The organism is Streptomyces sp. NRRL WC-3605, from assembly GCF_001509795.1.
GTDB lineage: Bacteria > Actinomycetota > Actinomycetes > Streptomycetales > Streptomycetaceae > Streptomyces > Streptomyces viridochromogenes.
This window is the reverse complement of sequence record NZ_LLZN01000076.1, coordinates 20,860-44,914: the sequence shown is the minus strand read 5'-3', so window position 1 is coordinate 44,914 and position 24,055 is coordinate 20,860. Positions and strand designations below refer to the sequence as shown.

The following is a 24,055-nucleotide window of genomic DNA, read 5'->3' as shown; positions in this document are numbered from 1 at the left end:
CAACCCCTACGGCACCTCCCACGCCGACGGCCAGGGCACCAACCCCGTCGACGACACCACCCGCACCGCCGCCCGCATCCAAGCCGAACGCGTCGTGAAGATCGCCGGCACGATCAAGGCCGCTGCCTGACCCATGCCCGAGCCGGTGACGGCAACCGCCGTCACCACAGTGAGGGAGACGGACGGGAGTGTGCTCGGGCCCACGCCGTGGGGTGTGGGCCCGGTGGCACGGCTCTCGTCGTCTCGCACCTACTCGCTCTGGCCCACCCGCCTGAGGAAGGAAAAGATCATGAAGGAGTTCCTGGTCGAACTGACCACCACCGTTCCGGAGGGAACCGACCAGGCGGTGGTCGATGGGCGTCGCGCCGCCGAAGCCGTACGGGCCAGGGAGCTGACGGCGCAGGGACACCTGTTCAGGCTGTGGCGCCCCGTCGGAGAACTGCGCAGCATCGGTGTCTGGCTTGCCGACGACGAGGCGGAGCTGAGGGCGAAGGTGCTCGGCAGTCTTCCCTTGTGGCCCTGGATGAGCGCGGTGATCACGCCGCTCCAGTCCCACCCGAACGATCCCGGCCGGGCGGCCTGAGCCTTCCGGTGTGCCCGCGGGCGGCGAAGCCGGCCCGGAGTGCGGACAACCCCCACCTTCTTACGAGCCAGTACCAGGAGTACCTGATGGAAAGCACAGGGGCACAGCGAGACATCGTGTCCGGAGTCGTCGACCGGTGGAAGGCGGCCGTCGACGCGCATGACCCGCAGCAGGTGGCCTCATGCTTCACCGAGGACGCGATCTTCCAGGGCCTGCGCCCGTACAGTGTCGGGCGCTCGGGTGTGGCCGAGTACTACGACTCCCAGCCGCTCGGGCTCAAGGCGCACTACGACGTACTGGAGGTGCGCGAGCTCGCCGACGGCGTCCTGCTCGGCTACCTCGGCGTCGACTTCTCCTTCGTCGACCGCCCCACGATCAGCGTGAATCTCGGTGTCGTCCTCAAGCGTGTCGGCGATGAGTGGCTCATCGGTCATTACCAGGTGTCGAAGCTCGCGTGACGGCGCCGGGGGAGGGGGGCCGATCTGTATTTGACTCGTCAAGCAAATAGAGGCATGCTTGACGAGTCAATTACATCGGGCCTCCGAGGGTGACGGTCCCGGTGGGCGCGGCTACGGAAGGAGCGGCCATGACGGCCGGCACTTTCGAGATCGGACTCAACTCTTTCGGGGAGGTCGCCACGGACGGCGACCGCACCCTCGACGACGCCGAGGTGGTGCGCCTCCTCGTGGAGGAGGCAAGGCTCGCCGAGTCCTCCGGCATCGACGTCTTCAGCATCGGCGAGCACTACCGGCCGGGCCACGTCGACAGCGCCGTCCCGGTCCTGCTCTCCGCCATCGCCACCGCCACCGAGCGCATCCGCCTCGGCACGTCCGTGACGGTACTGAGCACCAACGACCCGGTGCGGCTGTACCACGCGTTCTCCACGCTCGACGCCGTGTCGAACGGCAGGGCCCAACTGGTCCTCGGGCGCGCGTCGGCCACGGAGTCCTTCCCGCTGTTCGGCTACGACCTCACCGCATACGAGCAGCTCTTCGAGGAGAAGCTCGACCTGTTCATGCGCCTGCAGCGGGAGGAGAAGGTGACGTGGAGCGGGGCGACCCGCGCCCCGCTCGTCGAGCAGGAGCTGCGTCCCCGGATGCCCCCCGGCGGGATCCCCACCTGGATCGGCGTGGGCGGCAGCCCCGACTCCGTCCTCCGTGCCGCCCGTTACGGCCTGCCCCTGATGCTGGCCGTCATCGGCGGCCGTCCCCAGCGCTTCCGCGGCCACGTGGACCTCTACCACCGCGCGCTCCAGCAGGCCGGACACGCTCCGCAGCCGATCGGACAGCATTCCCTCGGGCTCATCGCCGACAGCGACGAAGAGGCGATCGAGATCTGGTGGCGGTACTGGGAGCCGGTCGTCCGCCAACTCGCCGAGGAGCGCGGATTCTACAAACCGGACCGGGAGCGCTACGAGGCCGAGCTGGAGCACGGCGCGCTCTTCGTCGGGTCCCCGGAGACCGTCGCCCGCAAGATCGCCGCCGTGGCCCGGGACCTTCGCCTGAGCCGCTTCGACCTCAAGTACGACGTCATGCACCTGCCGCGTCAGGCCCGCGCCCGCACGATCGAGCTGCTGGGGCGCGAAGTCGCCCCGCGCGTGCGGGAGATCCTCAGTAAGGAAGCCTCACATGTCTGATCTCGTATTCGGCCTGGACACCTTCGGGGACGTACCCGAGGACGACGCGGGCGTGCTCGTCTCGCACGCGCGGTCGATCCGCCAGACGGTCGCCGAAGCCGTCCTCGCCGACGAACTCGGCGTCGACGTCCTCGCACTGGGGGAGCACCACCGCCCGGAGTACTCGGTCAGCAGCCCCGAGACCGTACTCGCCGGCATAGCCACCCGCACCCGGCGCATCCGGCTCTCCTCCGGCGTCACCGTGCTCAGCTCCGACGATCCGGTGCGCGTCTTCCAGCGGTTCGCGACGCTCGACGCACTGAGCGACGGGCGCGCCGAGATCATCCTGGGACGCGGCTCCTTCACGGAGTCCTTCCCCCTGTTCGGCTACGACCTCGCCGACTACGACGTCCTCTTCGAGGAGAAGCTCGACCTGTTCGTGCAGCTGCTGAAGGAGGAGCCCGTCACCTGGAAGGGGACGGTGCGGGCCGCGCTCGACGACGCGCGGGTCTATCCCACGACCGAGACCGGCCAGCTGCCGACGTGGGTCGGCGTCGGCGGCTCCCCCCAGTCGGTGGTGCGTACCGCCCGCCACGGGCTCCCGCTGATGATCGCCATCATCGGCGGCGCCCCCACGCGCTTCGCTCCCTACATCGATCTCTACGAGCGCGCGACGGCCCAGTTCGGCACCACGGCCCACCCGGTCGGGATGCACTCGCCGGGCTTCATCGCCGACACCGACGAGGAAGCCCGCGAGGCGCACTGGCCGGGGTACCGGGTGATCCGGGACCGTATCGGCGCCCTGCGCGGGTGGCCGCCGGTGCGCCGGGAGGAGTACGAGGCGGAGATCGCCCACGGCTCCATGTACGTCGGGTCGCCCGAAACGGTCGCACGCAAGATCGCCGCCGCCGTCCAGGCACTTCAGGTCGGCCGCTTCGACCTCATCTACACCTCGGGCTCGCAGTCGATCAGCCACCGCCTCCGCACGGTCGAGCTGTACGGCACGAAGGTGATCCCCATGGTCCGCGACATGCTCGCCGGCTGACCCCGCTCAGGAGACGGCAATGAACAGGAAACCTGTGCACACGATCGGCATCCTGGGCGCCGGGAAGGTGGGAACCGTGCTGGCCCGGCTGGCGGTGGCCGCCGGGCATCGTGTCCTCATCTCGGGCTCCGGCGCACCCGGCAGGATCGCCCTCACGGTCGAGGTCCTCGCCCCCGGCGCGATCGCGGTCACCGCCGCCGAGGCGGCGGACCAGGCCGACGTCGTGATCCTCGCACTGCCCCTGAGCAAGCACGGCGGCCTCCCCGTCGAGGCGCTGCGGGGCAAGCTCGTCGTCGACGCCATGAACTACTGGTGGGAGATCGACGGCGTCCGTGACGACTTCACCGACCCGCGCACGTCGACGAGCGAGATCGTCCAGGCGTTCCTGCCGGGATCGAAGGTGGTGAAGGCGTTCAACCACATGGGGTATCACGACCTGGAGGACGGGGCCGTTCCCGCGGGCACGCCCGGGCGCAAGGCCATCGCCGTCGCCGGCGACGACCCCCACGCCCTGTCCACGGTGATGGGGCTGATCGACGACCTCGGCTTCGACCCGGTCGACGCCGGCCCGCTCGCGCACGGAGTGCGCCTGCAGCCGGGCACCGAGCCGTTCGGGGCCAACGTCGACGCGGACGAGCTGCGCGCGATGCTTGACCGTTTTCCCACCACCGAGCGCGGCCGCGCGGTCGGCGAGGCCCGTTCGGCCGCGTCCGGGTCGGGCGTGGGCGCTCCATGAAGTCGTCCTGAGGTCGTCCTGAGATCGTCTTGGGGAAGCGACGCCGACGGTCGTCGCGGGCTTTTGTGCCTTTCGCTGAATTAACACACGCTATGTTCTACGTGCTGTTCAGCTGGCCGGCGTCGTCGGTGACGATCGCCTCCCCGACCGACCTGGGAGCCGTACATGACCACAGCCCAGGGCCTGGCCGTCCTCGCCGCCACCGAGGGCACCGGTCCCCGGCTGGAGCCGGGTGACCTGTCCCTCGCCCTGGCCGGTGCGGAACTTGTCGACCTCGTCGGTCTGCGGGCCGTACTCCTCCACGCCGGTCGGGTCCTGCCCGCCGCATCGCCGCGGATCAAGGACGCCGTCCTGTTCGAGGCGGCCTCCGGCATCGTCCGGGAACCGCCCTACGAGACCGTGGAGCAATGGCTGTGGCGCCGGGGCCGTGATCTGGCCGCACGCTACTGGCGGGCTCTTCAGGCGGCCACCGCGGACGGCGCCCCGGCGGGCTCCTCCCGGCATCCCTTTCGTCGGCCCCGCCCCCTGACCGCCGCCCCCGCAGGCGGCCGTGGGATCGACCGGAGGGGGGACGGACCGCCCGTCCTCGCCGCGCTCGCCGCCGCCGCGCGCATCGCCGAGGCCACGGACGAGACGCTCGCGGAGCTCGACCCGGACGAGGCCGCCGTGGTGGGCGCCGTCCACCAGGCCATCACGCAGCTGGCCGCGGAACGCCACCGCAGATCGCTCGGCGGAGCGGGCTTCGGCACTGTTCCACGGGGGTTCTGACGAAACCGTCCGCGCGGCGGGGAACGGCCGCGGCAGGTCCCATCTTTTGCCGGGCCGCCTGGGTGATGGTGGGATGGAGCGTACGCACCGGCGCCGGATCACCGGTGATCACAACTGCCGCCCGAAGAGATCTCCGCCCAGCCCGGATCCGGCCGCTGACGGTGGCGTTCGTCGCCCGACGTACCGGCTCCTCGTCGGCGCCTTCTCCTCAGCACATGGACGATCGGCAACGGTCGGCGTCTCGCGAGCGGCCCCCTGAGGACGGAGACACCTATGGATACCTATCGTGCCGCGCAGGTGACGAGTCCGAGCGGGCGTTTCGAGGTCGTCGAGCGTGAAGTGCCGCGACCGGGGCGCAACCACGTCCGCCTGTCCGTCGAGGCGTGCGGCATCTGCCACAGCGATGACTTCTTCGTGACCGGCACCATGCCCGGTGTGCGGTGGCCGCTGGTACCCGGACACGAGGTGGCCGGACGCATCGAGGAACTGGGCGAGGGTGCCGAGGACTTCGGCTGGAAGGTGGGGGACCGGGTGACAGTGGGGTGGTTCGGCGGCAGTTGCTGGCACTGCACCCCCTGCCGGCGGGGCGACTTCATCGTGTGCGAGAACCTCAAGATCCCGGGCTACGCGTACGACGGGGGTTTCGCCGAGAACATGATCGCGCCGGTCGACGCCCTGGCGCGGATTCCGGAAGCCCTGTCGGCGTCGGACGCGGGTCCCATGGCATGCGCGGGGGTCACGACCTTCAACGGGCTGCGGCGCAGCTCCGCCCAGCCGGGCGACAGGGTTGCCGTGGTGGGCCTGGGGGGTCTCGGCCATCTGGCCGTGCAGTTCGCCGTGGCCATGGGGTTCGAGACCGTGGCCGTCGCCCGCGGTGCGGAGAAGGCCGAGCTGGCCACGCGCTTCGGGGCGCACCACTACGTCGACGCCACGGGGACGACCCCGGTGGCCGAGGCGCTGCAGGCCCTGGGCGGCGCCAAGGTCGTCCTGGCCACGGCGGGCAACTCCGACGCCATCGCGGCGACCGTCGACGGCCTGACGTCCCGAGGCGAGCTCGTGGTCATCGGAGTCTCGCCCGAACCCCTCGGCATCACGCCGCTGCAGCTCATCCTGTCGGGCCGGGTGGTGCGGGGCCACCCCTCCGGTACCGCGCAGGACGTGCAGGACACCATGGACTTCAGTGCCCTGCACGGTATCCGCCCCACGGTGGAAGCCGTGCCCTTGAGCGACGCGGATTCCGCCTACCAGAAGATGCTCTCCGGCGCGGCCCGCTTCCGCATGGTCCTCACGAACTCCTGAGCGCACCCACCGGGCCACCCGGACCGGGGAGTCCGGGTGACGTGGTCGGCGGGGGCCTACGCGCCGGGGCGGGTGCGCGCGGCTGCGCCGCTGGGCGGGCCTGCTCAGCGGCGCGTCTGCTCAGGGCGTGGTCTGCCCGATCAGCCGGCGACCTTCCCCAGCGCGGCGGCGAGGGTCTTGAGGTCGATCCCGTTCAGATGGTCGAGGAAGTGGCAGCGCAGGGCGGCCAAGTTGCTCGGCCACGCCTCTTCCAGACGGGCGAAGCCGGAGTCGGTGAGGGCGGCGCGGTAGCTGCGCTTGTCGCGGTCGCATCGCACGCGCTCGATGTAGCCCTCCTTCTCCAGCCGGTGCACGACCCGTGTCGTTCCGCTGAGTGACATGTCGCAGGCGGCGGAGAGATCCCCCATGCGCATGCGCCGGTCGGGGGCTTCGGACAGATGCATCAGGGCCAGGTACTCCGTAGCGGACATCTGCTGTTCCTGGATCATGACGGCGTCGATGGCGCGCGGCAGGGCGTTGATCAGAAGGGGGAGCGCTCGGACGACGGCCTCTTCGGCCTCTGTCAGTGGTCGCACCGCGTGTCGCGCCGGCGCGGGCTTCGACGTCATGAGGTCTTCCTGTCTGTTCGGCGAGGAAGCTGGTCCGTCGCCGGCCGCCGTGGCGTCTTCGAGTTGCCGCTTCTCGCCGGGCGGTCTCGAGCGGGGCCCGCTCTTGGGCACGACACGGCGATGGGCGGGCGGCGCCGGATCTGGGTGTAGCATGACATAGATTGCTTGACGTAGCAAATATGAGGGTATGGGTCCTCCGTGCCGGGGGCTCCGGTGGACGGTTCCCGGACCGGCCCAGGCCTGTGGTAAGCAACCCCTTGATCGCATTCCCGACGAACAGAAGTGTGGAGCCATGCCAGGCATCGCAGCGCAGCCGGACCCGGATGAGAGAGAACTGCGGCCCCTCGACGCCGAGGAAGAGGCTGTGGTGAGAGCGCTGAGTCGCGTCATCTACGCTCTGCCGCGGGCGATCGACGCAGACATGATCCGGGAGCAGCGCCTGTCCCTCATCGAGTACCTGGCCCTGGCGAACCTCTCGGAGGCCCCCGACCGGCAGATGCGTATGAGCGACCTCGCCGCCGCCGTCGAGATGTCGCTCAGCGGCATGACGCGGCTGGTCACCCGGCTGGAGAGCCAGGGCCTCGTCCAGCGCGTCAAGTCATCGCTCGATGCCCGGGGCTCGAACGCCATCCTCACCGACGAGGGCTTCGCGCGGCTGGAAGCCGCGTGGCCGTCCAACCTGGCGTCCGTGCGCCGTCACTTCCTGGATCATCTGACGGGCCTCGACCTCGGGCAGCTCGCGGTGGCCCTGCGGAACATCGCCACCTGAAGCGGGCCCGCCGGCCCGCTCTTCAGGCACCGTGACGACACGACGGCTGCTCGCCCAGGCGCCAGGGCGGGCGAGCAGCAAGGACTCGAGTCCCCTGTCCACGCACTGCTTGCGGTGGGAAATAGTCCCTCGGTGAATCGTCTCTTTGCCGGTCAATCGATCGGATTGCTGCGCCAATTAGACTGAGCCCATGGCAGACGCGACCACGATCGTTCCCCTCAACCCGGACGAGGAGAAATTCCTCCGGGCTCTCGGCAAGGTGATGGCCCTGTTGCCCCGGGTCGTCGACGCCGACATGCTCGAGGAGCTTCCGATCTCCTCCACCGAGTACACGGTCCTGGTCCATCTCTCCGAAGCGCCGCACCATCAGATGCGCATGAGCGAATTGGCCAACATGTGCGGCCTTTCGCTGAGCGGGATGACCCGGGTGGTGAACCGGCTGGAGTCCCAGTCACTCGTCACACGGCAGAAGAGCCCCGAGGACGGCAGGGCGTGGCTGGCCCTGCTCACCAACCCGGGATGGAAGATGCTGGAACAGGCGTGGCCCACGAACCTCGCCAGTGTGCGCCGTCACATCTTCTCCCGCCTGGAGGGCTGCGATGTGGCGGCGGCCGCGGAGGTGCTGCACCGTATAGCGGCACCCTGACGTCCGGCCCATGGGACCGCCCGCCGACCGGACCTCGCGCCGCACCGGGAGGACCGAAGAGGTCGCACGGTGGCACATCCGTATGCCGCTCACGCATCGGTGCCCATCACGCATCCGTTCCGCTCAGACATCCGCGCCGCTTACGTGTCCGTGCGCTCACGCATCCGTGCGGCTGACGTGCCGGCCGCTGCCAGGGAAGCGTCGACGAACCGGCGGATGAGCGTGTGGGGGCCGTCGGGCAGGTGGACCAGTCGCACGGGAACCGGCGGGGCGTCGGTGAGCGGGACGAAGCGCAGAGCGGGGTGGGGCGAGCGGTCCCTGGCGGTCTCGGGCACGATGCCGATACCGCGGTTGGCGGCCACCGTCTCCACCCACTCGTCGAAGTTCGCAGTCTCGACGATGTCCTTCGGCCGTGACTCCTCGGGCCACGACCATGGGCCGGTCGTGCCGCTGACGGTGTTCACGATCAGACGCCAGCGCCGCACCTCGCCCCAGTCGAGGTGGCTCCGGACGGCGAGGGGGCTCTCCCGGGCGCAGACGGCGAAGCGTGCCTCGTCGTACAGCCAGACGGTACGCAGCGGCTCCGGCACGTCCCTGTCGCCGCGGACCACGGCGACGTCGACGGTGCGCCGGTGCAGGGCCTCCAGGGGATCGTCGGTGCGGCTGAGCGTGACGGAGGCACCTGTGCTCTGCTCGAAGTCCTTGACGGTCCGCTGCGCCCAGGGAGCCGGCAGGAGCCAGCTGAAGCCGAGTCGCAGCACGCCCAGTCGGCGTGCCGAGGTGAGGGCGTGGTCGAAGGAGGCGATGACTCGTTCCGCCTGGTGCAGGAACTCCGCTCCGGCGTCGGTCGGGTCCACGCGGCGTGACGTGCGCTCCAGGAGGCGGACTCCCAGGGTCGCCTCCAACTGAGCGACCGTGCGGCTCAGCGCCGGCTGGGTGACCAGCAGTTCCTGGGCGGCACGGGAGAAGGACCGGTGGCGCGCCACGGCGGCGAAGGCCCGGAGGTGGCGGATCTCGACCTCCATGGCCCACTCCCTCGGGGATCGATGCCTGTCGTGCATAGTCGCAGCTTAATCGGCATGGCCGCGGCCCTCCTCCGCCGCGTAAGACGTCCTACGCTGGCGACGTGAGCGATATCCGGCGTACGTCGTGCCGGTCTGGTCGCTCCAGCGGTTGGAGGGCGGTGAGCGCACTCGCCCGCTCCGTGCGTCCGGAGGAGATGTCCGTCATGAGCCGATTGCTGTCCGACCTTGGTGTGGAACTCCCTGTTCTCGCGGCACCCATGGCCGGCGGGGGAAGCTCTTCCGAGCTGGTCGTGGCGGCCGCACGGGCGGGCAGCATGGGTTTCGTGGCCGCCGGCTACAAGTCGGCCGCCCTTCTCGCCGAGCAGATGCGCACAGTCCGGGAACAGGACGCCCTGTTCGGGGTGAACGTGTTCGCACCCAATCCGGTCCCCGTGACGGTCGACGCCTACAGCCGCTATGCCCGCGCGGTGCAAGCCGAGGCGGACCGGTACGGGCTGAGCCTGTCGGACAGTGCTCCCAAGGAGGACGACGACGACTGGGCGGCGAAGATCGACCTGCTCCTCGGATCGCCGGTCCCGTGGGTGTCGTTCACGTTCGGCATCCCCGATGCCACGGCCGTCCAGGCGCTGCGGCGAGCAGGAACCACCGTCCTGCAGAGCGTCACCACGGTCGAAGAGGCCCGCCTCGCGGCGCGGGCCGGTGTGGACGCCCTGGCCGTGCAGGCACCTGCGGCCGGCGGTCACTCGGCCACGCTCAGCCCCGACCGCCCGCTCGTCCCCGTCTCGCTGCCCGATCTGGTGGCGCACGTGCGCGGCGAGGTCTCCCTGCCGCTCATCGCCGCCGGAGGCATCGGCACGCCCGCCGACGTGGCGGCCGCGCTCCACGCCGGAGCGGAGGCCGCCATGGTCGGCACAGTCCTGCTGCGTACGGACGAGAGCGGGGCCTCGGCGCCCCATCAGCGGGCCTTGGCGGACCCGGCGTTCGACACCACCGTGCTGACCCGTGCCTTCACGGGACGGCCCGCACGAGGACTGCGCAACCGTTTCACGGAGCGCTACGAATCCTCGGCCCCCACCGGATACCCGGCCGTGCACCACCTCACCGCCCCGCTGCGCAAGGCGGCCGCCGCGGCAGGCGACCCGGAACTCATGCATCTGTGGGCGGGCACCGCGTACCGCCGTGCCGTGCACGAGCCGGCGGCGCGAACGCTGCGGCGGCTCGCCGGGGAGTCGTGAGGATCGGCGGTACTGACCAGGCCGGTCGGCGCCGGTTCGGTCGGCCGGTCAGCCCGGCCTCAGCAGTGACCCGCCTCAGGCGAGTTCGGCGACCTGGGGGCCATTGGCGCGGAGCAGGGCGAGGCAGTTCGGCCACAGGCTGCTGAGCTGCGAGGTGTTGTTGTAGAGCTTCGCGAAGAGCACCTGGCCCTCGAGCTGTGCGACGACGGACCGAGCGGCTTCGCGTGGTGCGGCGACCGCGATCTCACCCCGCTCCAGGGCCTCGGCGATGGTCGCCTCGACCATGTCCACCTGCGCTTCGAAGATCTGCTGAAGGCGTTCGCGTACGGCGTCCGTCTGGTTGCTCATCTCCAGGGTGAGGTTTCCGAACATGCACCCGGAGACCACCCCGCAGCTGTCCTGCCCGTTCCGCTGGCGGTTCTCGGTGGCCACGAAGAGCTGCCTCAGCCGCTCCAAGGGCGGGGCGTCACCGCTCAGAATGCCCTCCCAGTCCCGCTTCTCCGCCGCCCACTGCTCGTCGATGACGGTGAGGGCGAGGGCTTCCTTGGACTCGAAGAAGTAGTAGAAGCTCCCCTTGGGCACCTCGGCCGTCTTGCAGATCTCGGCCACGCCCAGCGCCGAATAGCCCCGCTGCTCGAGCAGTGACCGAGCAGCGGTGAGGATCTTGTTCCTGGCATCGCTCGTTCGCCCCATGCGTGGAGTATACGACCGATCGGCTACACGTGGACGGCCGAGGTGTGGGCGTCGGTGTCCTTGCGTATTTCGGGAGGGCTTCCTGCGCTGAGCAAGCCGGACGGGCGATGCGCAAGCCGACCGGTCGTCTATGCGTTAAAGTGGGGAGGTGGCCGGCCCGCATACCGCAGGACGGCGACGCACCGGAACGCGACGGCCCTTGGAGAGTCCCGTGAACGCAGCACCGACCACCCCCGAGTCGCCCACCACCGTGGACTTCTGGTTCGACCCCGTGTGTCCGTGGACCTGGCTGACGTCCCGCTGGATTCTGGAAGTGGCCAAGAGCCGCCCGATCGAGGTGTCCTGGCACGTGATGAGCCTGTCCGTCCTGAACGAGAACCGCCTGGACGAACTGCCCGAGCGGATACGGGTCCTGATGGGCGAGGCATGGGCGCCGGTGCGGGTCCTCGTCGCCGCGAGCCTCAGCCACGGCCCCCAGGTGCTGGAACCCCTCTACACCGCTCTCGGCACCCGCTACCACCTGCAGCAGCAGCCCAAGAACAGGGCGACGCTGGAAGCCGCCCTGCGGGACGTCGGACTCCCCGTGGACCTGGCCGACGCCGGCGACACCGACCGCCACGACGGCGAACTGCGCGCTTCCCACCGCAGGGGCATCACGCTGGTCGGCGAGGACGTGGGCAGCCCGATCATCGCCGTACCCGGCTCCGGGGCGCAGAGCGAGCCGGTCGCGTTCTTCGGGCCCGTGGTGAATCCCACGCCCAGGGGGGAGGAGGCGGCCCGGCTGTGGGACGGCGTGCTCGCCGTGGCCTCGGCGCCGGGCTTCTACGAGATCAAGCGGACCCGCACCGCAGCCCCTGACTTCAGCTGACCTCCGGGTCGGCCCCCAGGGTGCCCGCCCGGCCGAGGACCGGGCGGGCATCCCGCACGGCCCGGGTCCCCTGCCCCCGGGCGTTCAGGTGCTCGGCGCGAGGGGACCTGGCGAGGAACCGGCCCCGCGGATCCGCTCAGGTCCGGTCGAGTGCGGTCCTCAGCGCCAGCGGGGTCGCGGCCGCCCAGGCCTGTGGTGAGCAGGAGTGGGGGTACGGGACCGGCCCGGCGGTGGCCGAGCGGTCGTAGCCCGCGAGAACCTCGGGCAGGCGGTACGCGTGCCGGGCGGCCGCCGTGACCAGGCCCTCGGCCAGAGTGCGAAGTTCCTGGGTGAGACCCTGCCGGGCGAGTCCCAGCGCGATGACCGCGTTGTCGTGGGGCCAGGCGCTGCCGCGGTGGTAGGACAGCGGGTGGTAGGGCCGCTGACCCGCGGCGAGGGTGCGGACGGCCCAGCCGGAGAAGAAGTCCGGCTCCAGCAGTCGCCGTCCCACGCGCCGCGCGCGCTGCGGGTCGAGGATGCCCGACCAGAGGAGGTGTCCGGCGTCGGAGGCCAGCGCGTCCACCTGACGGCCGGCCCCGTCCAGCGCGAGGGCCGGGAAGTCGGCCTCCGCCATCCAGAAGTCCGCGGCGAAGCGCTCCCGCAGCCGGGCCGCGGTCTCCCGGAGCCGGCCCGCGTACGCCTCGTCCCCCCAGACGCCGCCGGCGAGCTCGGCCGTGCGCAGCAGCGCGTCGTAGGCGTAGCCCTGCGCCTCGGACACCGCGATGGGGCCCTCGGCCTGGGTGCCGTCGCTGAAGCAGATGGCGCCCGCGGAGTCCTTCCAGTTCTGGTTGACCAGTCCGTTGGGATCGGGGCTGTAGACGAGGTAGCCGTGCTGCTCCAGGCCGCCGTCGGTGAGCATCCAGTCGACGGCGCGCCGTGCATGCGTCTCCAGGCGCTTCGCGAGCGCCGGGTCGCCGGTCGTCTCGTGGTGGGCGTGGAGCAGGACGAGGAAGAGCGGGGTGGCGTCGACGGCGCCGAAGTACCGGCCGTAGGGGACCTGCCGGAAGTGGGCGAGTTCCCCGTGCCGGGTCTCGTGGACGATGCGTCCGGGCTGCTCGCCGCTGAAGGCGTCGTGGCGCTCTCCCTGGGTGGCGGCGAGCGCGCTCAGGACGGCGGCCGCCGTCTCCGGCCGGTACGGCAGCAGGAAGTACGACGTGAGCAGGGAGTCGCGGCCGAAGAGGGTGAGGAACCACGGGATGCCCGCGGCGGGAACGTGCACGCCCTCGCCGTCCACACCGGTGGCCGGGATCGTCAGCAGGTCGATGTCGGCCAGGCCGCGCACGCAGGCGAGGGAGAGGTCGTCGGTTCCCTCCACTTCCACGGACGTCCGCTGCCGCGCGGCCCGTTCGGCGGGGGCGGTGCGCGGTGGCCGGCGGTGGGGCCGGGCGTGGACGGTCAGGCGCAGCTCGGCCGAGCCGTGGGCGGCGAGGGGGACGAGCCAGCTCAGCGTGCGGGCGGTGGCCCGGGTACCGGACCGTGCGGTGGTGACCGTGTCGGGGGTGGGACGACAGACGACCTCGGTTTCGGCGTGCCAGTCCTCCCTGCGGTAGGACAGGCGAACCCCGTCCGCCGTCGCGCGGATCTCGTGCTCGGCGCCGGGCTTGCCGTAGCGGCGGCCGTCGGCGCGGAGTTCGAAGAGGTCGGCGAAGTCGGCGTCGACGGTCAGCTCGACGTGCGCGCTCACCGCGTCGGGGCGGTTGCTCACCAGGCTCAGGTGTTCGGTGAACGTGTCCGCGCCGACGCTCTGCCGCCGGAAGACGGTGTAGGCGGGCGGATGGTCCCGGGTGCCCTCGGGGGTCAGCACGCAGGCGGCCGTGTCGTCGGTCTCGGTCTCGGCCGGCACGAGGGCGACGGGGTCGGTGCCGTCGACCGTGAGCTGCCAGCGGCTGAGGTGCCGGGCGTCCTGGACGTACAGCCCGTCGGGGGCGCTGCCGCGGCTGCCGGTGATCGCACCGTCCGTCGTCAGACGGACGAACGTGGCGTCCCGGACCAGCTGGATGCGGGCGTCGGTGGTCATGGCCGGAACTCCTCGTGGTCGGCGCAGAGCATGTCGAGGGCGAGGGCGGCGGTCCAGGAGAACCGGCGGGCGCCGCGGCCCTCACCGGTGGACGGATCGATGTACTCGGCGAAGTCCGAGCGCGTCGCCTGCTCGAGGAAGCCCGAGCGGATCCGCTCGGCGTCCTGCCGGAGGCCGTGGGCGCGCAGACCCCGGTGGATCAGCCACGCCGTGTTGAACCATGCGGGTCCGCGCCAGTAGCGGTGCGAGTCGAAGGCGTGGCCGGTGAGGTCGTAACTGGGGACGAGTTCCGTGGCCGGGGCGTGGAAGCGAGGGCCGAGGAGCGTGGCGCGCAGGCGCCGGACCACGTCCTCGGGCAGGTGCGGAACGAGCAGCGGGATCAGCCCGCTCACGCTGTCCTCGCCGACCAGGGTGTCGTCATGCAGGTCACGCACCCGGAACAGGCCGGCCTCCGCGTCCCAGAGCCGCTCCACCAGCGTGCGGGTGAGCCGGCCGGCCCGCTCGGTGTACCGCTCGCCCGGCATGCCCAGCTCGTGTGACATGGCGGCCAGGGCCAGTTCGCTCGTGATCAGCAGGGCGTTGAAGGAGGGGTCCTCCACGGCGAAGCCGTGCCGGGCTCCCCGGTCGTCGTAACCGGCTTCCCGGTAGTCGGCGGCCAGCCGGACGTATCGGCCGTAGTCCAGGTCGGTGGGCCGGTCGGCGGGATGGCCGTGGACGAGATCGGCCCGCCGGAACGTGCCGGCGGTGGCGGGTTCCACGCGCGCCAGGGCCCGGTCCCAGCAGGGGCTGTTGTCCATGCCGGGTTCCCACGGGTGGACGAGGGCGGCGAGTCCCCGGCCACCGAGGTCGCGGCGGCTCAGCAGGTACTCGTGCCAGGCGGCGAGACGGGGCTGGACCCGGGCGAGGAAGCCTCTCCGGCGGGACTCCGCCGGGTCGGCCACGTGCACGAGCCAGGCCGCCAGAGCGTGCACCGGCGGCTGGACGATGCCCGAGGTCTCGGGGGCCGGTGGCGCGCCCGCCGCCCGCCCGGCCGTGGAGGACTGCCAGAAGTCCGGGCTGGGGAAGTACGCGTCGGCGGCCACCGCGGGGTTGAAGACGATGTGCGGGATGCGGCCGTCGGACCACTGCGCGGCCAGCAGGGATTCCAGCTCCCGCTGGGCGCGGCGCGCGGAGAGGTGACGCTGGCCGATGGCGATGAACGCCGAGTCCCAGCTCCACTGGTGGGGGTAGAGGGCGGGGGAGGGAACGGTGGAGGCGCCGGTCCAGTTGTCCATCAGGACCCGCGCCGCGCCGCGCCGCAGGGTCAGGTCCACGGGCGCGGCGGGCACGGGCCGGTCGAGGAGGCCCTCGAGGGAATTCACGCGCCGGACCTCTTGAGGAAGCCCGGGACGGAGCGGACGGCCTCGAGCGGGTCACCGGTCAGGCGGCACTCCAGGGCGAGGTGGCCGTCGTAGCCGATGGTGTGCAGGGCGCCGAGCCAGGCGTGCCAGTCGAGGTGTCCGGCACCGGGCTGGAAGCGGTTGGAGTCGGAGACCTGCGCGTGGCCGATGACGTCCGCGTGGGCGAGGATCGCGGCGGCGGGGTCGGTCTCCTCGATGTTCATGTGGTAGCTGTCGATGCCTATGCGGACGGAGGGCAGGCCGACGGCGCGGATCAGGTCGGCTGCCTGCTCGAGCCGGTTGACCATGTGGTCCTCGTAGCGGTTGAGCGGCTCCAGGAAGAGCGTGACGCCCTCCTTGCTGGCGTGCTCGCCGAGTTCGGTGAGGCCGGCGAGGAGCACCTCACGGTCCTCCTCCTCGGTGCGCGGCGGCTCGAAGGGAGGCAGCCGGCGGGAGAACATGCCGTACGAGGCGGGGGTCTGGGCGCCCACTCCGCCGATCTCCGCTATCACGGTGAGCTGGGACTTCATCTGTGCCACGGCGTCGCGGCGCAGGTCGTCGTCGAAGGCGCCGAGGAAGTGCAGCATGTCCACGCAGACGGTCGGCATGACGACACCGTCCTTGCGGGCCCGACGGAGTTCGTCGAGGCGGGAGGCGAAGTGGAACTCGCCCTTGCCGCGCAGCTCGATGGCGTCGTAGCCGGCCTGCTGGGCGAAGTCCCACTTGGCCTGGAGGGTGTCCCCGGGCAGGAGTTGTTCCTGGACGGCGGTCTTGAGCATGGGGGGCCTTTCGGAAAAGTCCGGTCTTCGGAGTCCGGTCTCAGAACTCGAGGACGACCTGCAGGGCGTCGGCGGGACGCTCGTCCAGCAGCACATAGGCGTCGGCGGCCTCGGCGACCGGGACGACATGGCTCACCAGCGCGGACACGTCGATCTGTCCCTCGGCGACCAGACGCAGGAAGGTCTGCTGGAGGCGTTCGACCGTCCAGCGGTGCGACAGCTGCGGGGGCACGCCCCCGATCTGGGAGCAGATCAGCTGGACCCGGTTGTGGTGGAACTCGTCGCCGAGGCGCAGGCCGATGCCGTCGCCCTGGTAGAAGCCTGAGGCCACCACGCGACCGCCGACGGCGACCGAGCGCAGGGCCTCGTGCAGGGCGGGGTAGGCGCCGCTGATCTCGATGGCCAGGTCGGCGCCGAGGCCGCCGGTGGCTTCGCGGACGCGTTCGGCGACGGAGTCGGTGCGCGCGTTCAGGGTGTGGTGGGCGCCGTAGAGCTTGGCGGTCTCCAGGCGGCCGTCGAGAGCGTCGACGGCGGTGACCCGTGCGCCGTTCAGCTGGGCGAGCCGGGTGGTGAGCAGGCCGATGACGCCCTGTCCGAACACGGCGACGTCCTCGCCGACGTGGATGTCGCCGGCCAGCACGGCGTTGTACGCGATGGCGCCGACGCGGGCGAACGCGCCCGCGAGCGGCTCCAGTCCGGCGGGCAGGGTGTGGCCGACCATGCGCTCGGCGGGGACGATGCCCTCGCTGCGATGGCCCCATATGCCCCAGACCAGGTCGCCGGGGACGGGCATACCGGGGGTGCCCACGAGTGCGGGGGACACCTCCAGGACCTCGCCGACCTCTGAGTAACCCCAGCCGGCCACCGGGTACTCGATGCCGGCCGCGCCCTCGCGGAAGAGCCGCGCCTCGGGGTCCCAGGTCCGCGTCAAGTACGGGTTGGTGCCGCGGTACGCGGTCAGCTCGGTGCCCGCCGAGATGCCTGAGTAGCGGGTGCGCACCCGCAGATGGCCGGGCGGCAGCTCGGCACTGGCGTGCTCGGCCACCTCGACCTGACGGGGGGCGGTGAATTGGACAACGCGTTCCACGGGGGACTCCGGAGGGTTGCGAACCAGGTTGTGGCGACAATATCTCGAAGTTATGTCTTGTCAACACGCAAAACTGATGCTGAGATGCGTCACAGGTTTACATAAGTCGGAACGAGGACACGCGATGCGCATCAGGACCCTGAGGTCGAGGACGACCGCGGTCGGCGTCACTGCAGCCGTGGGAATCGGCCTGCTCTCGGGCTGCGCCGGAAGCACCGGACCCGGCACACCCGACCGCGAGATCACCGTCTGGTCCCAGGAGAACCTCCCCGACCGCGTCGCGGCGACGCAGAAGGTCATCGGAGGGTTCGAGAAGAAGACCGGGATCAAGGTGCATCTCGTCGGGGTCGACGAGGCGCAGATGCCGCAGCTGATCATGTCGGCCGCGGCCTCCGGGAAGCTGCCCGACGTCATCGGCGCCGCCCCGATGGGGCAGGTGTGGCAGATGTACAGCAACGGGCTGCTGAACACGGACATCCCGAAGCAGATCGTCGACGAGCTGGGACGGGACACCTTCAACGCCAACGCGCTGGAACTCACCTCCGACGGCGCCACCAGCCTGGGTGTGCCCTCGGACGCCTGGCTCCAGCTGCTGGTCTACCGCAAGGACCAGCTGGAGAAGAAGGGCCTGGCCGTCCCCGACACCTACGCCAGGACACTGGCCGCCGCCAAGGCGCTCACCACCAAGGGCCGCGACGGCATCTCGGCCGCCACCGACCCCAGCGACGCCTTCACCTCGCAGAGCTTCGAGAGCATCGCCCTCGCCAACGACTGCCAGCTCGTCGACGACCGGCACGAGGTCGCCCTCGACTCCCCGCAGTGCGAGACGGCCTTCAAGACCTACGACCAGCTCACCCGCGCCTACGGAGCCCCCGGCACCCAGACCGTCGACTCCACTCGCGCCACCTACTTCGCCGGCCGATCCTCCATGATCATCTGGTCCTCGTTCCTGCTCGACGAGCTGGCCGGGCTGCGCAAGGACGCCCTGCCCAGCTGCCCCCAGTGCAAGGACGACCCGCAGTACCTCTCGGACCACAGCGGCATCGTCACCGCGATGAAGGGCCCCGACGCAAAGGAGGCAGCGCAGTTCGGCGAGATCACCTCCTGGGTGACCACGAAGACCGCGGAGACCGCGGCGTCACAGGAGTTCATCGAGTACATGATGGGCACCGGCTACGAGTCCTGGTTCGGCCTCGCACCCGAGGGCAAGATCCCGGTCCGCAAGGGCACCGCGGACGACCCCCGGCGCTACCTCGACGCCTGGCGCCACAGCGACATCGGCGTCGACACCCGCAAGCCGCTCGACGAGGTCTTCCCCAAGGCCCTGCTCGACCAGCTCGCCGACGGAGTCAGCAACATGCGCCGCTGGGGCATCACCCAGGGCGAGGGCGCACTGGTGGGCGCCACCAACGGCGAACTGCCGGTGCCCAAGGCCATCGGCGCCATGTCCGGCGGTCAGACCAGCCCCACGCAGGCCGCACGGGAGGCCGACGAGGAGGTCGCCGCCCTGAAGAAGTCCCTGCAGTAGCCGCCCACCTGCACTTCACGAAGGTCCCTCATGACTACAGCCCCAGCCGGCGCACCGCAGCGCCCGCACACCACCCCCCGGCCGTCAGCGCGCTCCGCCTCCTCGGCACGGCGCCCGATGACCGCCAGCCGCCGCGAGAACCGCGCGGGCCTCGCGTTCGTCTCGCCCACCTTCCTCGTGGTCCTCGTGGTGGTGGTCCTGCCCATCGCCTGGACCGTGCTTCTCGCCTTCCAGAAGGCCAGGCTCGTCGACATCCAGGGCATGGGCCTGTTCGGCAACTGGTCCCTGGACAACTTCACGCAGGTCTTCGACTCGGCCGGCTTCTGGTCCAGCCTGTCCACCACCCTGGTGTACACGGCAGGCGCGACCTTCGGCTCCATAGGCCTGGGCCTGATCGCAGCACTGGCGCTGCGCAAGCCCTTCCGGGGCCGCGGACTGCTGCGCGCCGCGATGCTGCTGCCCTACTGCGCGCCCGTCGTCGCGGTCGCCTTCGTCTGGGAGGTCGCGCTCAGCCCGCAGTACGGCATCGTCAACGACTGGGGCCGGCGCCTGTTCGGCTGGGACGACCCCATCGCGTTCCTGTCCACCCGCGCCTACGAAGTGCACCTGCTGGGCCTGCACTTCGACATCCCGCTCGCCCTGCTGACCGTCATCGCCTTCGAGACCTGGCGGTACTTCCCGTTCGCCTTCCTGTTCATCCTGGCCCGGCTCCAGGCGGTGCCCGACGGCCTGGAGGAGGCCGCGCTGGTCGACGGCGCCACCCCCACCCAGCGCTTCCGGCACATCCTGCTCCCGCAGCTGATGCCCGTCATCGCCCTGCTGTGCGTGCTGCGCTTCATCCTGACGTTCAACAAGTTCGACGACGTCTACCTCCTCACCGGCGGCGGCGCCGGCACCGACGTCGCCGCCGTACGCGTCTACGACTTCCTCACCGCCCGCTACGACGTGGGCGCCGCGGCAGCCCAGGCGCTCGTCCTGGCCGCCTGCCTGGTGATCCTGCTCGGCCTCTACTTCAAGTTCTTCGCCAACAAGGTCCAGGAGGAAGCGTGACCCGCAAGACGGCCCTGACCCGGGCCCAGTTCGAGGACCGGTTCTTCGGCGTCCTCCGCTGGTTCGTCATCGCGTTCCTCGTGGTGATCACCGTGATCCCCTTCTACTACATGGTGCTTCTGTCGCTGAAGCCCATCGACGCCCTCCTGCTCGACCCCGGCTCGCTGTGGATCTCGGCCAAGGACTTCACCCTCTCCACCTACGAGGACGTCCTGCGCTCCACGGACGACGGCGGACAGGGCTTCCTGAACTTCCTGCTCAACTCGGCGCTCGTGTCGCTGGGTACGGTGATCCTGACCCTCGTCGCCGCCGTCCCCGGCGCCTACGCGGTCAGCCGGCTGAAGTTCTTCGGCCACCGCCAGATCAGCGCGATCTTCCTGGCCGTGTACCTCTTCCCGACGACCCTGCTGGCCGTCCCGCTGTTCGTCATCTTCGCCAAGATCGGGCTCTCGTCGAACCTGGTCGGCCTGGCGATCGTCTACGTGGCCCAGACCGTGCCCGTGACGATCTACATGCTGAAGAACTACCTCGTCACCATCCCCGCCTCGATCGAGGAGGCCGCGGCCCTCGACGGAGCGTCCCGGCTGCAGACCATGCGCAAGGTGATCCTGCCGCTCGCGCTGCCGTCCCTGATGGCGACCGGCCTGTACGTCTTCATGATCGCCTGGAACGAGTTCCTGTTCGCCCTGCTGTTCCTCGCCGCCGATCCGGACAAGTGGACCGTCTCCCTGGGCCTGGCGCAGCTGTCCAACGGCATCGAGGTGCCCAAGACCGTCCTCATGGCGGGCTCCGTCGTGCTGACGATCCCTGTCGTACTCCTCTTCTTCGCCGCCGAACGCCTTCTGACCGAGGGACTGACCAGCGGCGCCGACAAGAGCTGAACCGTGGGAGAGAGCCGATGACATCGAACCAGGCCAGCGCGGGGGAGCTGCTCCAACTCATCCGTGCCGGCCGCGCGCACACCCGCGCCGAGCTCCAGCGTGCCACCGGGCTCTCCCGCTCCACCGTCGGGCAGCGCCTCGACCTGCTGAACCGGGCCGGCTGGCTGCGCCACACCACGGGCACCTCCACCGGCGGCCGGCCGTGCGACAGGATCGAGTTCGATCCGGGCCACGCCTCCGTCATCGCGGTGGACCTGGAGACCCGGCACGCCCGCGCCGCGGTCCTGGACCTCGCGGGGACCGTCCTCGCCGAGCACACCGGGGACCTGGACATCACCCAGGCGCCGGATCAGGTCCTCGACCGGGTGGCCCACTGGCTGCCCGATCTGATCGGGGCGGCCGGCATCACCCCGGCCGGCGTCTGCGGCATCGGTCTGTCCGTGCCGGGACCCGTCGACTGGGAGGTGGGCCGCGTCGTCCAGCCGCCGATCATGCCCGGCTGGGACCAGTACCCCATCCGCGAACGGCTCCAGGAGGTCTACGCCGAGCACGTGGGCGAGAGCGGTGAAGCCGGGCCGGTCCCGGTCTTCGTCGACAACGACGCCAACCTCATGGCGCTGGCCGAGCAGCAGGGCCACTACCGTGACTGCGGCTCCTTCGTCCTCGTCAAGGTCTCCACCGGTATCGGCGCCGGCGTGGTGATCGGCGGCGACGTCTACCGGGGCATCGACGGAGGCGCCGGCGACATCGGCCACATCCGTCTGCACGATCGTCCCGATGCGCTGTGCATGTGCGGCTCCTACGGCTGCCTGGCCGCCGTCGCCAGCGGCAGGGCGCTGGCCCGGGCCCTGTCCGAGCAGGGCCTGCCGACGACCTCCGGCTCCGACGTGCGGCGTCTGCTCGCCGCCGGCAACCCGGAGGCGATCCGGCTCGCCCAGGAGGCCGGACGCGTGGTCGGCGACGTGCTGGCGACCGTGGTCACCCTCCTCAACCCGGGCGTCCTCATGATCGCCGGAGACCTCGCGGGCACTCCCTTCACCACCGGGGTGCGCGAAGTCCTCTACCGGCGGGCCATGCCCCGCACGACCGCCAACCTCAGCATCGTCTCCCCGCGCCTCGGCGACCGTGCGGGGCTCGTGGGCGCCGCCGCCATGGTCGTCGGACTGCTCTATTCCGCCGAGCACGCCGACGACCGCCTCAGCCGGTCTACACCGTGACCGCCCACCCCACCGAAACCACGAAGGAAGCACCCGTGACGACCGAACCCCCGCCCTGGCCCCACCGACCCGTCGAGGTCGGGCTCGTGGGCGCCGGCCCGTGGGCCCGCGCCATGCACGCCCGTGTCCTGGCCGCCGGCCCCGAGACGCGGCTGGCCGCCGTGTGGGCCCGCCGCACCGACGCCGCGCGGGAGGCCGCGGCGCCGCACGGGGCGGAAGTGGCCGCCGGCTTCGACGAATTGCTGGACCACTGCGAGGCCGTCGCCTTCGCGGTACCGCCCGCCGTGCAGGCCGAGCTGGCCCCGCTTGCGGCGAAGGCGGGTAAGGCCGTCCTCCTCGAAAAGCCCCTGGGTCCCGACCTGACCGCCGCCCGGCGAGTGGCGGACGCCGTCGCCGAGGCGGGAGTCGTCTCCCAGTTCGTCCTCACCAAGCGCTACCACCCCACGACCCGTGCCTTCGTCGACGCCGCGCGCGCCCTGGACGTCCGCGGCGCCCGCTCCTGCTATCTCCACGGGGCCTTTCTCGCCGGGGAGATGGCCACCGGCTGGCGTCTCGAGCACGGTGCGCTGCTCGACCTCGGCCCTCACCTGATCGACCTCCTCGACACGGCCGTCGGCCCCATCACGGGTATCCGCGCCACCGGCGACCCCCGCCGGTGGATCGAGCTGACCTGCGAACACGCCAACGGCGCGGTGAGTCAGGCGTCCCTGTCCGGGTCCGTCAAGGTGGAGCGAGTGATCACCCGCGTAGAACTGTTCGGCCCCGACCGGCCCTTGATCTACGACACGGCCGAGATCGACCACGAGGAGTGCTGGCCCGTCCTGCGCCGCGAGTTCGCGACCGCGGTGCGCACCGGGACGTCCGCCGAACTCGACGCCCGGTACGGACTGCGCCTTCAGGAGCTCCTGGACGGCATCGTCTTCGACTGAGCCGGCTCGAGGAGCCTATTCGTCGGCGGTCACGCCTCGCGGCGACGACCCAGGAGCTTCTCCATGATCGGTATCGCCAGGTGCCTGCCCTTCAGCGCGGACGTGGCCCTGTTGCCCAGGACGAGGACGTCGCGGCCGAGGGCCGGCACCAGGGTGGTGCCGGCGTCGGGGCCGAAGGGCACGGAGAAGGCGCGTACCGGTGCGGGCCTGTACGGGCGCGGCATGTGGCCGTGCCTGCCGTGGTCGAGGAGGGCGCGGATGTTGTGGGCCGTCGCCTCTCCCTGCGCGACGGCCGAAGGACTGAGCTTCGCCTCCGACACGTCGTTGACGTCGCCGATGGCGAAGACGTCCCGCCGGCCCACGACGCGCAGATGTTCGTCCACCTTGACGTGGCCGCGTTCGTCGAGCCAGTCGCCCCGTCCGGCCAGTCTGAGCCACAGGGTGTTGGGGGTGGTGCCCGTCGTCCAGAAGACCACGTCGGCGTCGAGGGGGTGGCCCGCCTGGTCCCGTAGCCCCGTGCCGACGCCACCGGCGGAGGACACGAAGGTGTCGAGGAGGACCCTGACGTCGTGCCGTTCCAGCCAGGAGCGCGCCCGGCGGCCCATGCGGCCGGTGCCGTTCTGCGATAGCAGTCTCTGGCTGGAGTGTGCGAGGGTGACCGTCGCCCCTGCGTTGGCCAGTCGAAGTTCCGCGGCCAGTTCCACCCCGGAGGGACCTCCTCCGATCACCAGCAGGCTCCGGGCCCTGGCGATGCGGCGCTGGTGGCCGCGGAAGGACGCCGCCGCCTCGGCGACGGTGTTCCCGGTGAAGCGGGCGGGCTCCTCGTAGTCGGCTCCGGTCGCGATGACCAGTACGTCGTACGGCACACGGTGTCCGGTGGCGAGTACGACCTGGCGCTCTTCCGTGTCGATGCGTACGGCCTTGTTCCGCACGACACGGCCGTTGGCCAGGAGGGAGTCGTACGGGATGAACGGGGCGTAGGTCCAGTTCGTGTCGGCGCTCGCGCGCAGGGAGGCGACGCGGTGGAAGAAGGCCTCCTTGAGGTCGATCAAGGTGACGTCCGCGTCCGTGTCCAGCTCGCGCGCCAGGCGAACCCCGGCGTAGCCCCCGCCGACGATGACGACGTGTCGGGTGTTCGTGGTCATGACGAGCGCGTTTCCTTCGGCCGGGGATGTGGGGGGTCGAGGCGTGACTTCCGCCGGGCGTCTCGGGACCGAGGGCCTCGTCCGGAGCCTTCACAGCCCGCGCCTGTGTGCTCG

The 24,055-nt window shown here is 70.9% G+C and carries 24 protein-coding genes and 1 pseudogene; 17 read left to right on the top strand and 8 right to left on the bottom strand.

The features are described 5' to 3' along the window. From ADL34_RS25545 to ADL34_RS25510, 8 genes and pseudogenes are all read left to right on the top strand, one after another. Positions 1 to 130: pseudogene (locus ADL34_RS25545) on the top strand (NAD(P)H dehydrogenase); the annotation flags it as partial. Positions 131 to 289: 159 nt separating this feature from the next. After that, on the top strand, positions 290 to 583 hold the full coding sequence (locus tag ADL34_RS25540) for a muconolactone Delta-isomerase family protein (RefSeq protein WP_062672972.1): 294 nt from the start codon (positions 290 to 292) through the stop codon (positions 581 to 583). Between the two features lie 86 nt (positions 584 to 669). Beyond that, on the top strand, positions 670 to 1,041 hold the full coding sequence (locus ADL34_RS25535; RefSeq protein WP_062672959.1) for an SgcJ/EcaC family oxidoreductase: 372 nt from the start codon (positions 670 to 672) through the stop codon (positions 1,039 to 1,041). Between the two features lie 128 nt (positions 1,042 to 1,169). Then, positions 1,170 to 2,219 carry an LLM class flavin-dependent oxidoreductase gene (locus ADL34_RS25530; RefSeq protein ID WP_062672957.1) on the top strand — a complete coding sequence of 350 codons (1,050 nt, stop codon included), beginning with the start codon at positions 1,170 to 1,172 and terminating at the stop codon, positions 2,217 to 2,219. Next, on the top strand, positions 2,212 to 3,243 hold the full coding sequence (locus ADL34_RS25525; RefSeq protein ID WP_062672955.1) for an LLM class flavin-dependent oxidoreductase: 1,032 nt from the start codon (positions 2,212 to 2,214) through the stop codon (positions 3,241 to 3,243). The genes ADL34_RS25530 and ADL34_RS25525 overlap by 8 nt, the downstream gene beginning before the upstream one ends. 19 nt (positions 3,244 to 3,262) lie before the next feature. Further along, positions 3,263 to 3,979 (top strand): NADPH-dependent F420 reductase, encoded by a 717-nt coding sequence (locus tag ADL34_RS25520; protein WP_062672953.1) that lies wholly within the window; start codon positions 3,263 to 3,265, stop codon positions 3,977 to 3,979. A gap of 165 nt (positions 3,980 to 4,144) precedes the next feature. Continuing rightward, on the top strand, positions 4,145 to 4,747 hold the full coding sequence (locus ADL34_RS25515) for a GPP34 family phosphoprotein (protein WP_062672951.1): 603 nt from the start codon (positions 4,145 to 4,147) through the stop codon (positions 4,745 to 4,747). A 273-nt stretch (positions 4,748 to 5,020) separates the two neighbouring features. After that, a complete protein-coding gene (locus tag ADL34_RS25510; RefSeq protein WP_062672949.1) occupies positions 5,021 to 6,046 on the top strand; it encodes an alcohol dehydrogenase in 1,026 nt (341 codons plus the stop codon). A 140-nt stretch (positions 6,047 to 6,186) separates the two neighbouring features. Here the strand turns inward: ADL34_RS25510 and ADL34_RS25505 are convergent, their stop codons facing one another. Beyond that, a complete protein-coding gene (locus ADL34_RS25505; protein ID WP_062672948.1) occupies positions 6,187 to 6,654 on the bottom strand; it encodes a MarR family winged helix-turn-helix transcriptional regulator in 468 nt (155 codons plus the stop codon). Between the two features lie 367 nt (positions 6,655 to 7,021). On the opposite strand from ADL34_RS25505, the gene ADL34_RS25500 reads away from it, so the two are divergent. Further along, a complete protein-coding gene (locus tag ADL34_RS25500; RefSeq protein ID WP_234375106.1) occupies positions 7,022 to 7,423 on the top strand; it encodes a MarR family winged helix-turn-helix transcriptional regulator in 402 nt (133 codons plus the stop codon). A 190-nt stretch (positions 7,424 to 7,613) separates the two neighbouring features. Further along, a complete protein-coding gene (locus tag ADL34_RS25495) occupies positions 7,614 to 8,069 on the top strand; it encodes a MarR family winged helix-turn-helix transcriptional regulator (protein ID WP_062672944.1) in 456 nt (151 codons plus the stop codon). 140 nt (positions 8,070 to 8,209) lie between these two features. Here ADL34_RS25495 and ADL34_RS25490 read toward each other — a convergent pair whose 3' ends face one another. After that, a complete protein-coding gene (locus tag ADL34_RS25490) occupies positions 8,210 to 9,094 on the bottom strand; it encodes a LysR family transcriptional regulator (protein ID WP_062672942.1) in 885 nt (294 codons plus the stop codon). Between the two features lie 203 nt (positions 9,095 to 9,297). Here ADL34_RS25490 and ADL34_RS25485 point away from each other — a divergent pair, with 203 nt between their 5' ends. Then, positions 9,298 to 10,329, top strand: a complete 1,032-nt coding sequence (locus tag ADL34_RS25485) for a nitronate monooxygenase (protein ID WP_062672970.1) — start codon at positions 9,298 to 9,300, stop codon at positions 10,327 to 10,329. Between the two features lie 75 nt (positions 10,330 to 10,404). On the opposite strand, the gene ADL34_RS25480 is transcribed toward ADL34_RS25485, so the two are convergent. Then, positions 10,405 to 11,022 (bottom strand): TetR/AcrR family transcriptional regulator, encoded by a 618-nt coding sequence (locus tag ADL34_RS25480; RefSeq protein WP_062672940.1) that lies wholly within the window; start codon positions 11,020 to 11,022, stop codon positions 10,405 to 10,407. A gap of 211 nt (positions 11,023 to 11,233) precedes the next feature. Between ADL34_RS25480 and ADL34_RS25475 the strand changes: the two genes are divergently transcribed. Beyond that, positions 11,234 to 11,890, top strand: a complete 657-nt coding sequence (locus tag ADL34_RS25475) for a DsbA family protein (RefSeq protein WP_062672938.1) — start codon at positions 11,234 to 11,236, stop codon at positions 11,888 to 11,890. A gap of 136 nt (positions 11,891 to 12,026) precedes the next feature. Here ADL34_RS25475 and ADL34_RS25470 read toward each other — a convergent pair whose 3' ends face one another. From ADL34_RS25470 to ADL34_RS25455, 4 genes are read right to left on the bottom strand one after another with little or no spacing between them, the layout of a single operon-like run. Further along, positions 12,027 to 13,946, bottom strand: coding sequence for a glycogen debranching N-terminal domain-containing protein (locus ADL34_RS25470; protein ID WP_079034408.1), 1,920 nt, complete (start codon positions 13,944 to 13,946; stop codon positions 12,027 to 12,029). Continuing rightward, the gene (locus ADL34_RS25465; RefSeq protein WP_062672936.1) at positions 13,943 to 15,307 is read right to left on the bottom strand and encodes an MGH1-like glycoside hydrolase domain-containing protein; all 1,365 of its coding nucleotides are present in this window, start codon (positions 15,305 to 15,307) and stop codon (positions 13,943 to 13,945) included. The genes ADL34_RS25470 and ADL34_RS25465 overlap by 4 nt, the downstream gene beginning before the upstream one ends. Further along, positions 15,304 to 16,104 (bottom strand): sugar phosphate isomerase/epimerase family protein, encoded by an 801-nt coding sequence (locus ADL34_RS25460; protein ID WP_062672934.1) that lies wholly within the window; start codon positions 16,102 to 16,104, stop codon positions 15,304 to 15,306. Before ADL34_RS25460 ends, ADL34_RS25465 begins: the two co-directional genes overlap by 4 nt. 40 nt (positions 16,105 to 16,144) lie before the next feature. Beyond that, entirely contained in the window at positions 16,145 to 17,191 is a 1,047-nt protein-coding gene (locus tag ADL34_RS25455) for a zinc-dependent alcohol dehydrogenase (RefSeq protein WP_062672932.1), read from the bottom strand. A gap of 124 nt (positions 17,192 to 17,315) precedes the next feature. Here ADL34_RS25455 and ADL34_RS25450 point away from each other — a divergent pair, with 124 nt between their 5' ends. The 5 genes from ADL34_RS25450 to ADL34_RS25430 are packed head-to-tail and all read left to right on the top strand — an operon-like array spanning position 17,316 to position 22,796. After that, complete coding sequence (locus ADL34_RS25450; RefSeq protein ID WP_062672930.1) at positions 17,316 to 18,719, top strand: ABC transporter substrate-binding protein; 1,404 nt, start codon at positions 17,316 to 17,318, stop codon at positions 18,717 to 18,719. 30 nt (positions 18,720 to 18,749) lie between these two features. Continuing rightward, a complete protein-coding gene (locus ADL34_RS25445; protein WP_062672928.1) occupies positions 18,750 to 19,769 on the top strand; it encodes a carbohydrate ABC transporter permease in 1,020 nt (339 codons plus the stop codon). Continuing rightward, positions 19,766 to 20,650, top strand: coding sequence for a carbohydrate ABC transporter permease (locus ADL34_RS25440; RefSeq protein WP_062672927.1), 885 nt, complete (start codon positions 19,766 to 19,768; stop codon positions 20,648 to 20,650). Before ADL34_RS25445 ends, ADL34_RS25440 begins: the two co-directional genes overlap by 4 nt. A 17-nt stretch (positions 20,651 to 20,667) precedes the next feature. Beyond that, a complete protein-coding gene (locus ADL34_RS25435; RefSeq protein ID WP_062672925.1) occupies positions 20,668 to 21,867 on the top strand; it encodes an ROK family transcriptional regulator in 1,200 nt (399 codons plus the stop codon). Between the two features lie 35 nt (positions 21,868 to 21,902). Further along, positions 21,903 to 22,796: a Gfo/Idh/MocA family protein gene (locus tag ADL34_RS25430; RefSeq protein WP_062672923.1), complete on the top strand. Its 894-nt coding sequence runs from the start codon at positions 21,903 to 21,905 to the stop codon at positions 22,794 to 22,796. 29 nt (positions 22,797 to 22,825) lie between these two features. Here the strand turns inward: ADL34_RS25430 and ADL34_RS25425 are convergent, their stop codons facing one another. Next, the gene (locus tag ADL34_RS25425) at positions 22,826 to 23,941 is read right to left on the bottom strand and encodes an NAD(P)/FAD-dependent oxidoreductase (protein ID WP_062672922.1); all 1,116 of its coding nucleotides are present in this window, start codon (positions 23,939 to 23,941) and stop codon (positions 22,826 to 22,828) included. Positions 23,942 to 24,055 lie beyond the last annotated feature (114 nt).

Bases quoted from the DNA above. Each gene is read 5' to 3' on its own strand.
- ADL34_RS25490 (WP_062672942.1), bottom strand. From the start codon at position 9,094: ATGGAGGTCGAGATCCGCCACCTCCGGGCCTTCGCCGCCGTGGCGCGC.
- ADL34_RS25530 (WP_062672957.1), top strand. From the start codon at position 1,170: ATGACGGCCGGCACTTTCGAGATCGGACTCAACTCTTTCGGGGAGGTC.
- ADL34_RS25485 (WP_062672970.1), top strand. From the start codon at position 9,298: ATGAGCCGATTGCTGTCCGACCTTGGTGTGGAACTCCCTGTTCTCGCG.
- ADL34_RS25535 (WP_062672959.1), top strand. From the start codon at position 670: ATGGAAAGCACAGGGGCACAGCGAGACATCGTGTCCGGAGTCGTCGAC.
- ADL34_RS25435 (WP_062672925.1), top strand. From the start codon at position 20,668: ATGACATCGAACCAGGCCAGCGCGGGGGAGCTGCTCCAACTCATCCGT.
- ADL34_RS25520 (WP_062672953.1), top strand. From the start codon at position 3,263: ATGAACAGGAAACCTGTGCACACGATCGGCATCCTGGGCGCCGGGAAG.
- ADL34_RS25445 (WP_062672928.1), top strand. From the start codon at position 18,750: ATGACTACAGCCCCAGCCGGCGCACCGCAGCGCCCGCACACCACCCCC.
- ADL34_RS25525 (WP_062672955.1), top strand. From the start codon at position 2,212: ATGTCTGATCTCGTATTCGGCCTGGACACCTTCGGGGACGTACCCGAG.
- ADL34_RS25460 (WP_062672934.1), bottom strand. From the start codon at position 16,104: ATGCTCAAGACCGCCGTCCAGGAACAACTCCTGCCCGGGGACACCCTC.
- ADL34_RS25450 (WP_062672930.1), top strand. From the start codon at position 17,316: ATGCGCATCAGGACCCTGAGGTCGAGGACGACCGCGGTCGGCGTCACT.
- ADL34_RS25470 (WP_079034408.1), bottom strand. From the start codon at position 13,946: ATGACCACCGACGCCCGCATCCAGCTGGTCCGGGACGCCACGTTCGTC.
- ADL34_RS25480 (WP_062672940.1), bottom strand. From the start codon at position 11,022: ATGGGGCGAACGAGCGATGCCAGGAACAAGATCCTCACCGCTGCTCGG.
- ADL34_RS25540 (WP_062672972.1), top strand. From the start codon at position 290: ATGAAGGAGTTCCTGGTCGAACTGACCACCACCGTTCCGGAGGGAACC.
- ADL34_RS25515 (WP_062672951.1), top strand. From the start codon at position 4,145: ATGACCACAGCCCAGGGCCTGGCCGTCCTCGCCGCCACCGAGGGCACC.
- ADL34_RS25505 (WP_062672948.1), bottom strand. From the start codon at position 6,654: ATGACGTCGAAGCCCGCGCCGGCGCGACACGCGGTGCGACCACTGACA.
- ADL34_RS25510 (WP_062672949.1), top strand. From the start codon at position 5,021: ATGGATACCTATCGTGCCGCGCAGGTGACGAGTCCGAGCGGGCGTTTC.
- ADL34_RS25425 (WP_062672922.1), bottom strand. From the start codon at position 23,941: ATGACCACGAACACCCGACACGTCGTCATCGTCGGCGGGGGCTACGCC.
- ADL34_RS25495 (WP_062672944.1), top strand. From the start codon at position 7,614: ATGGCAGACGCGACCACGATCGTTCCCCTCAACCCGGACGAGGAGAAA.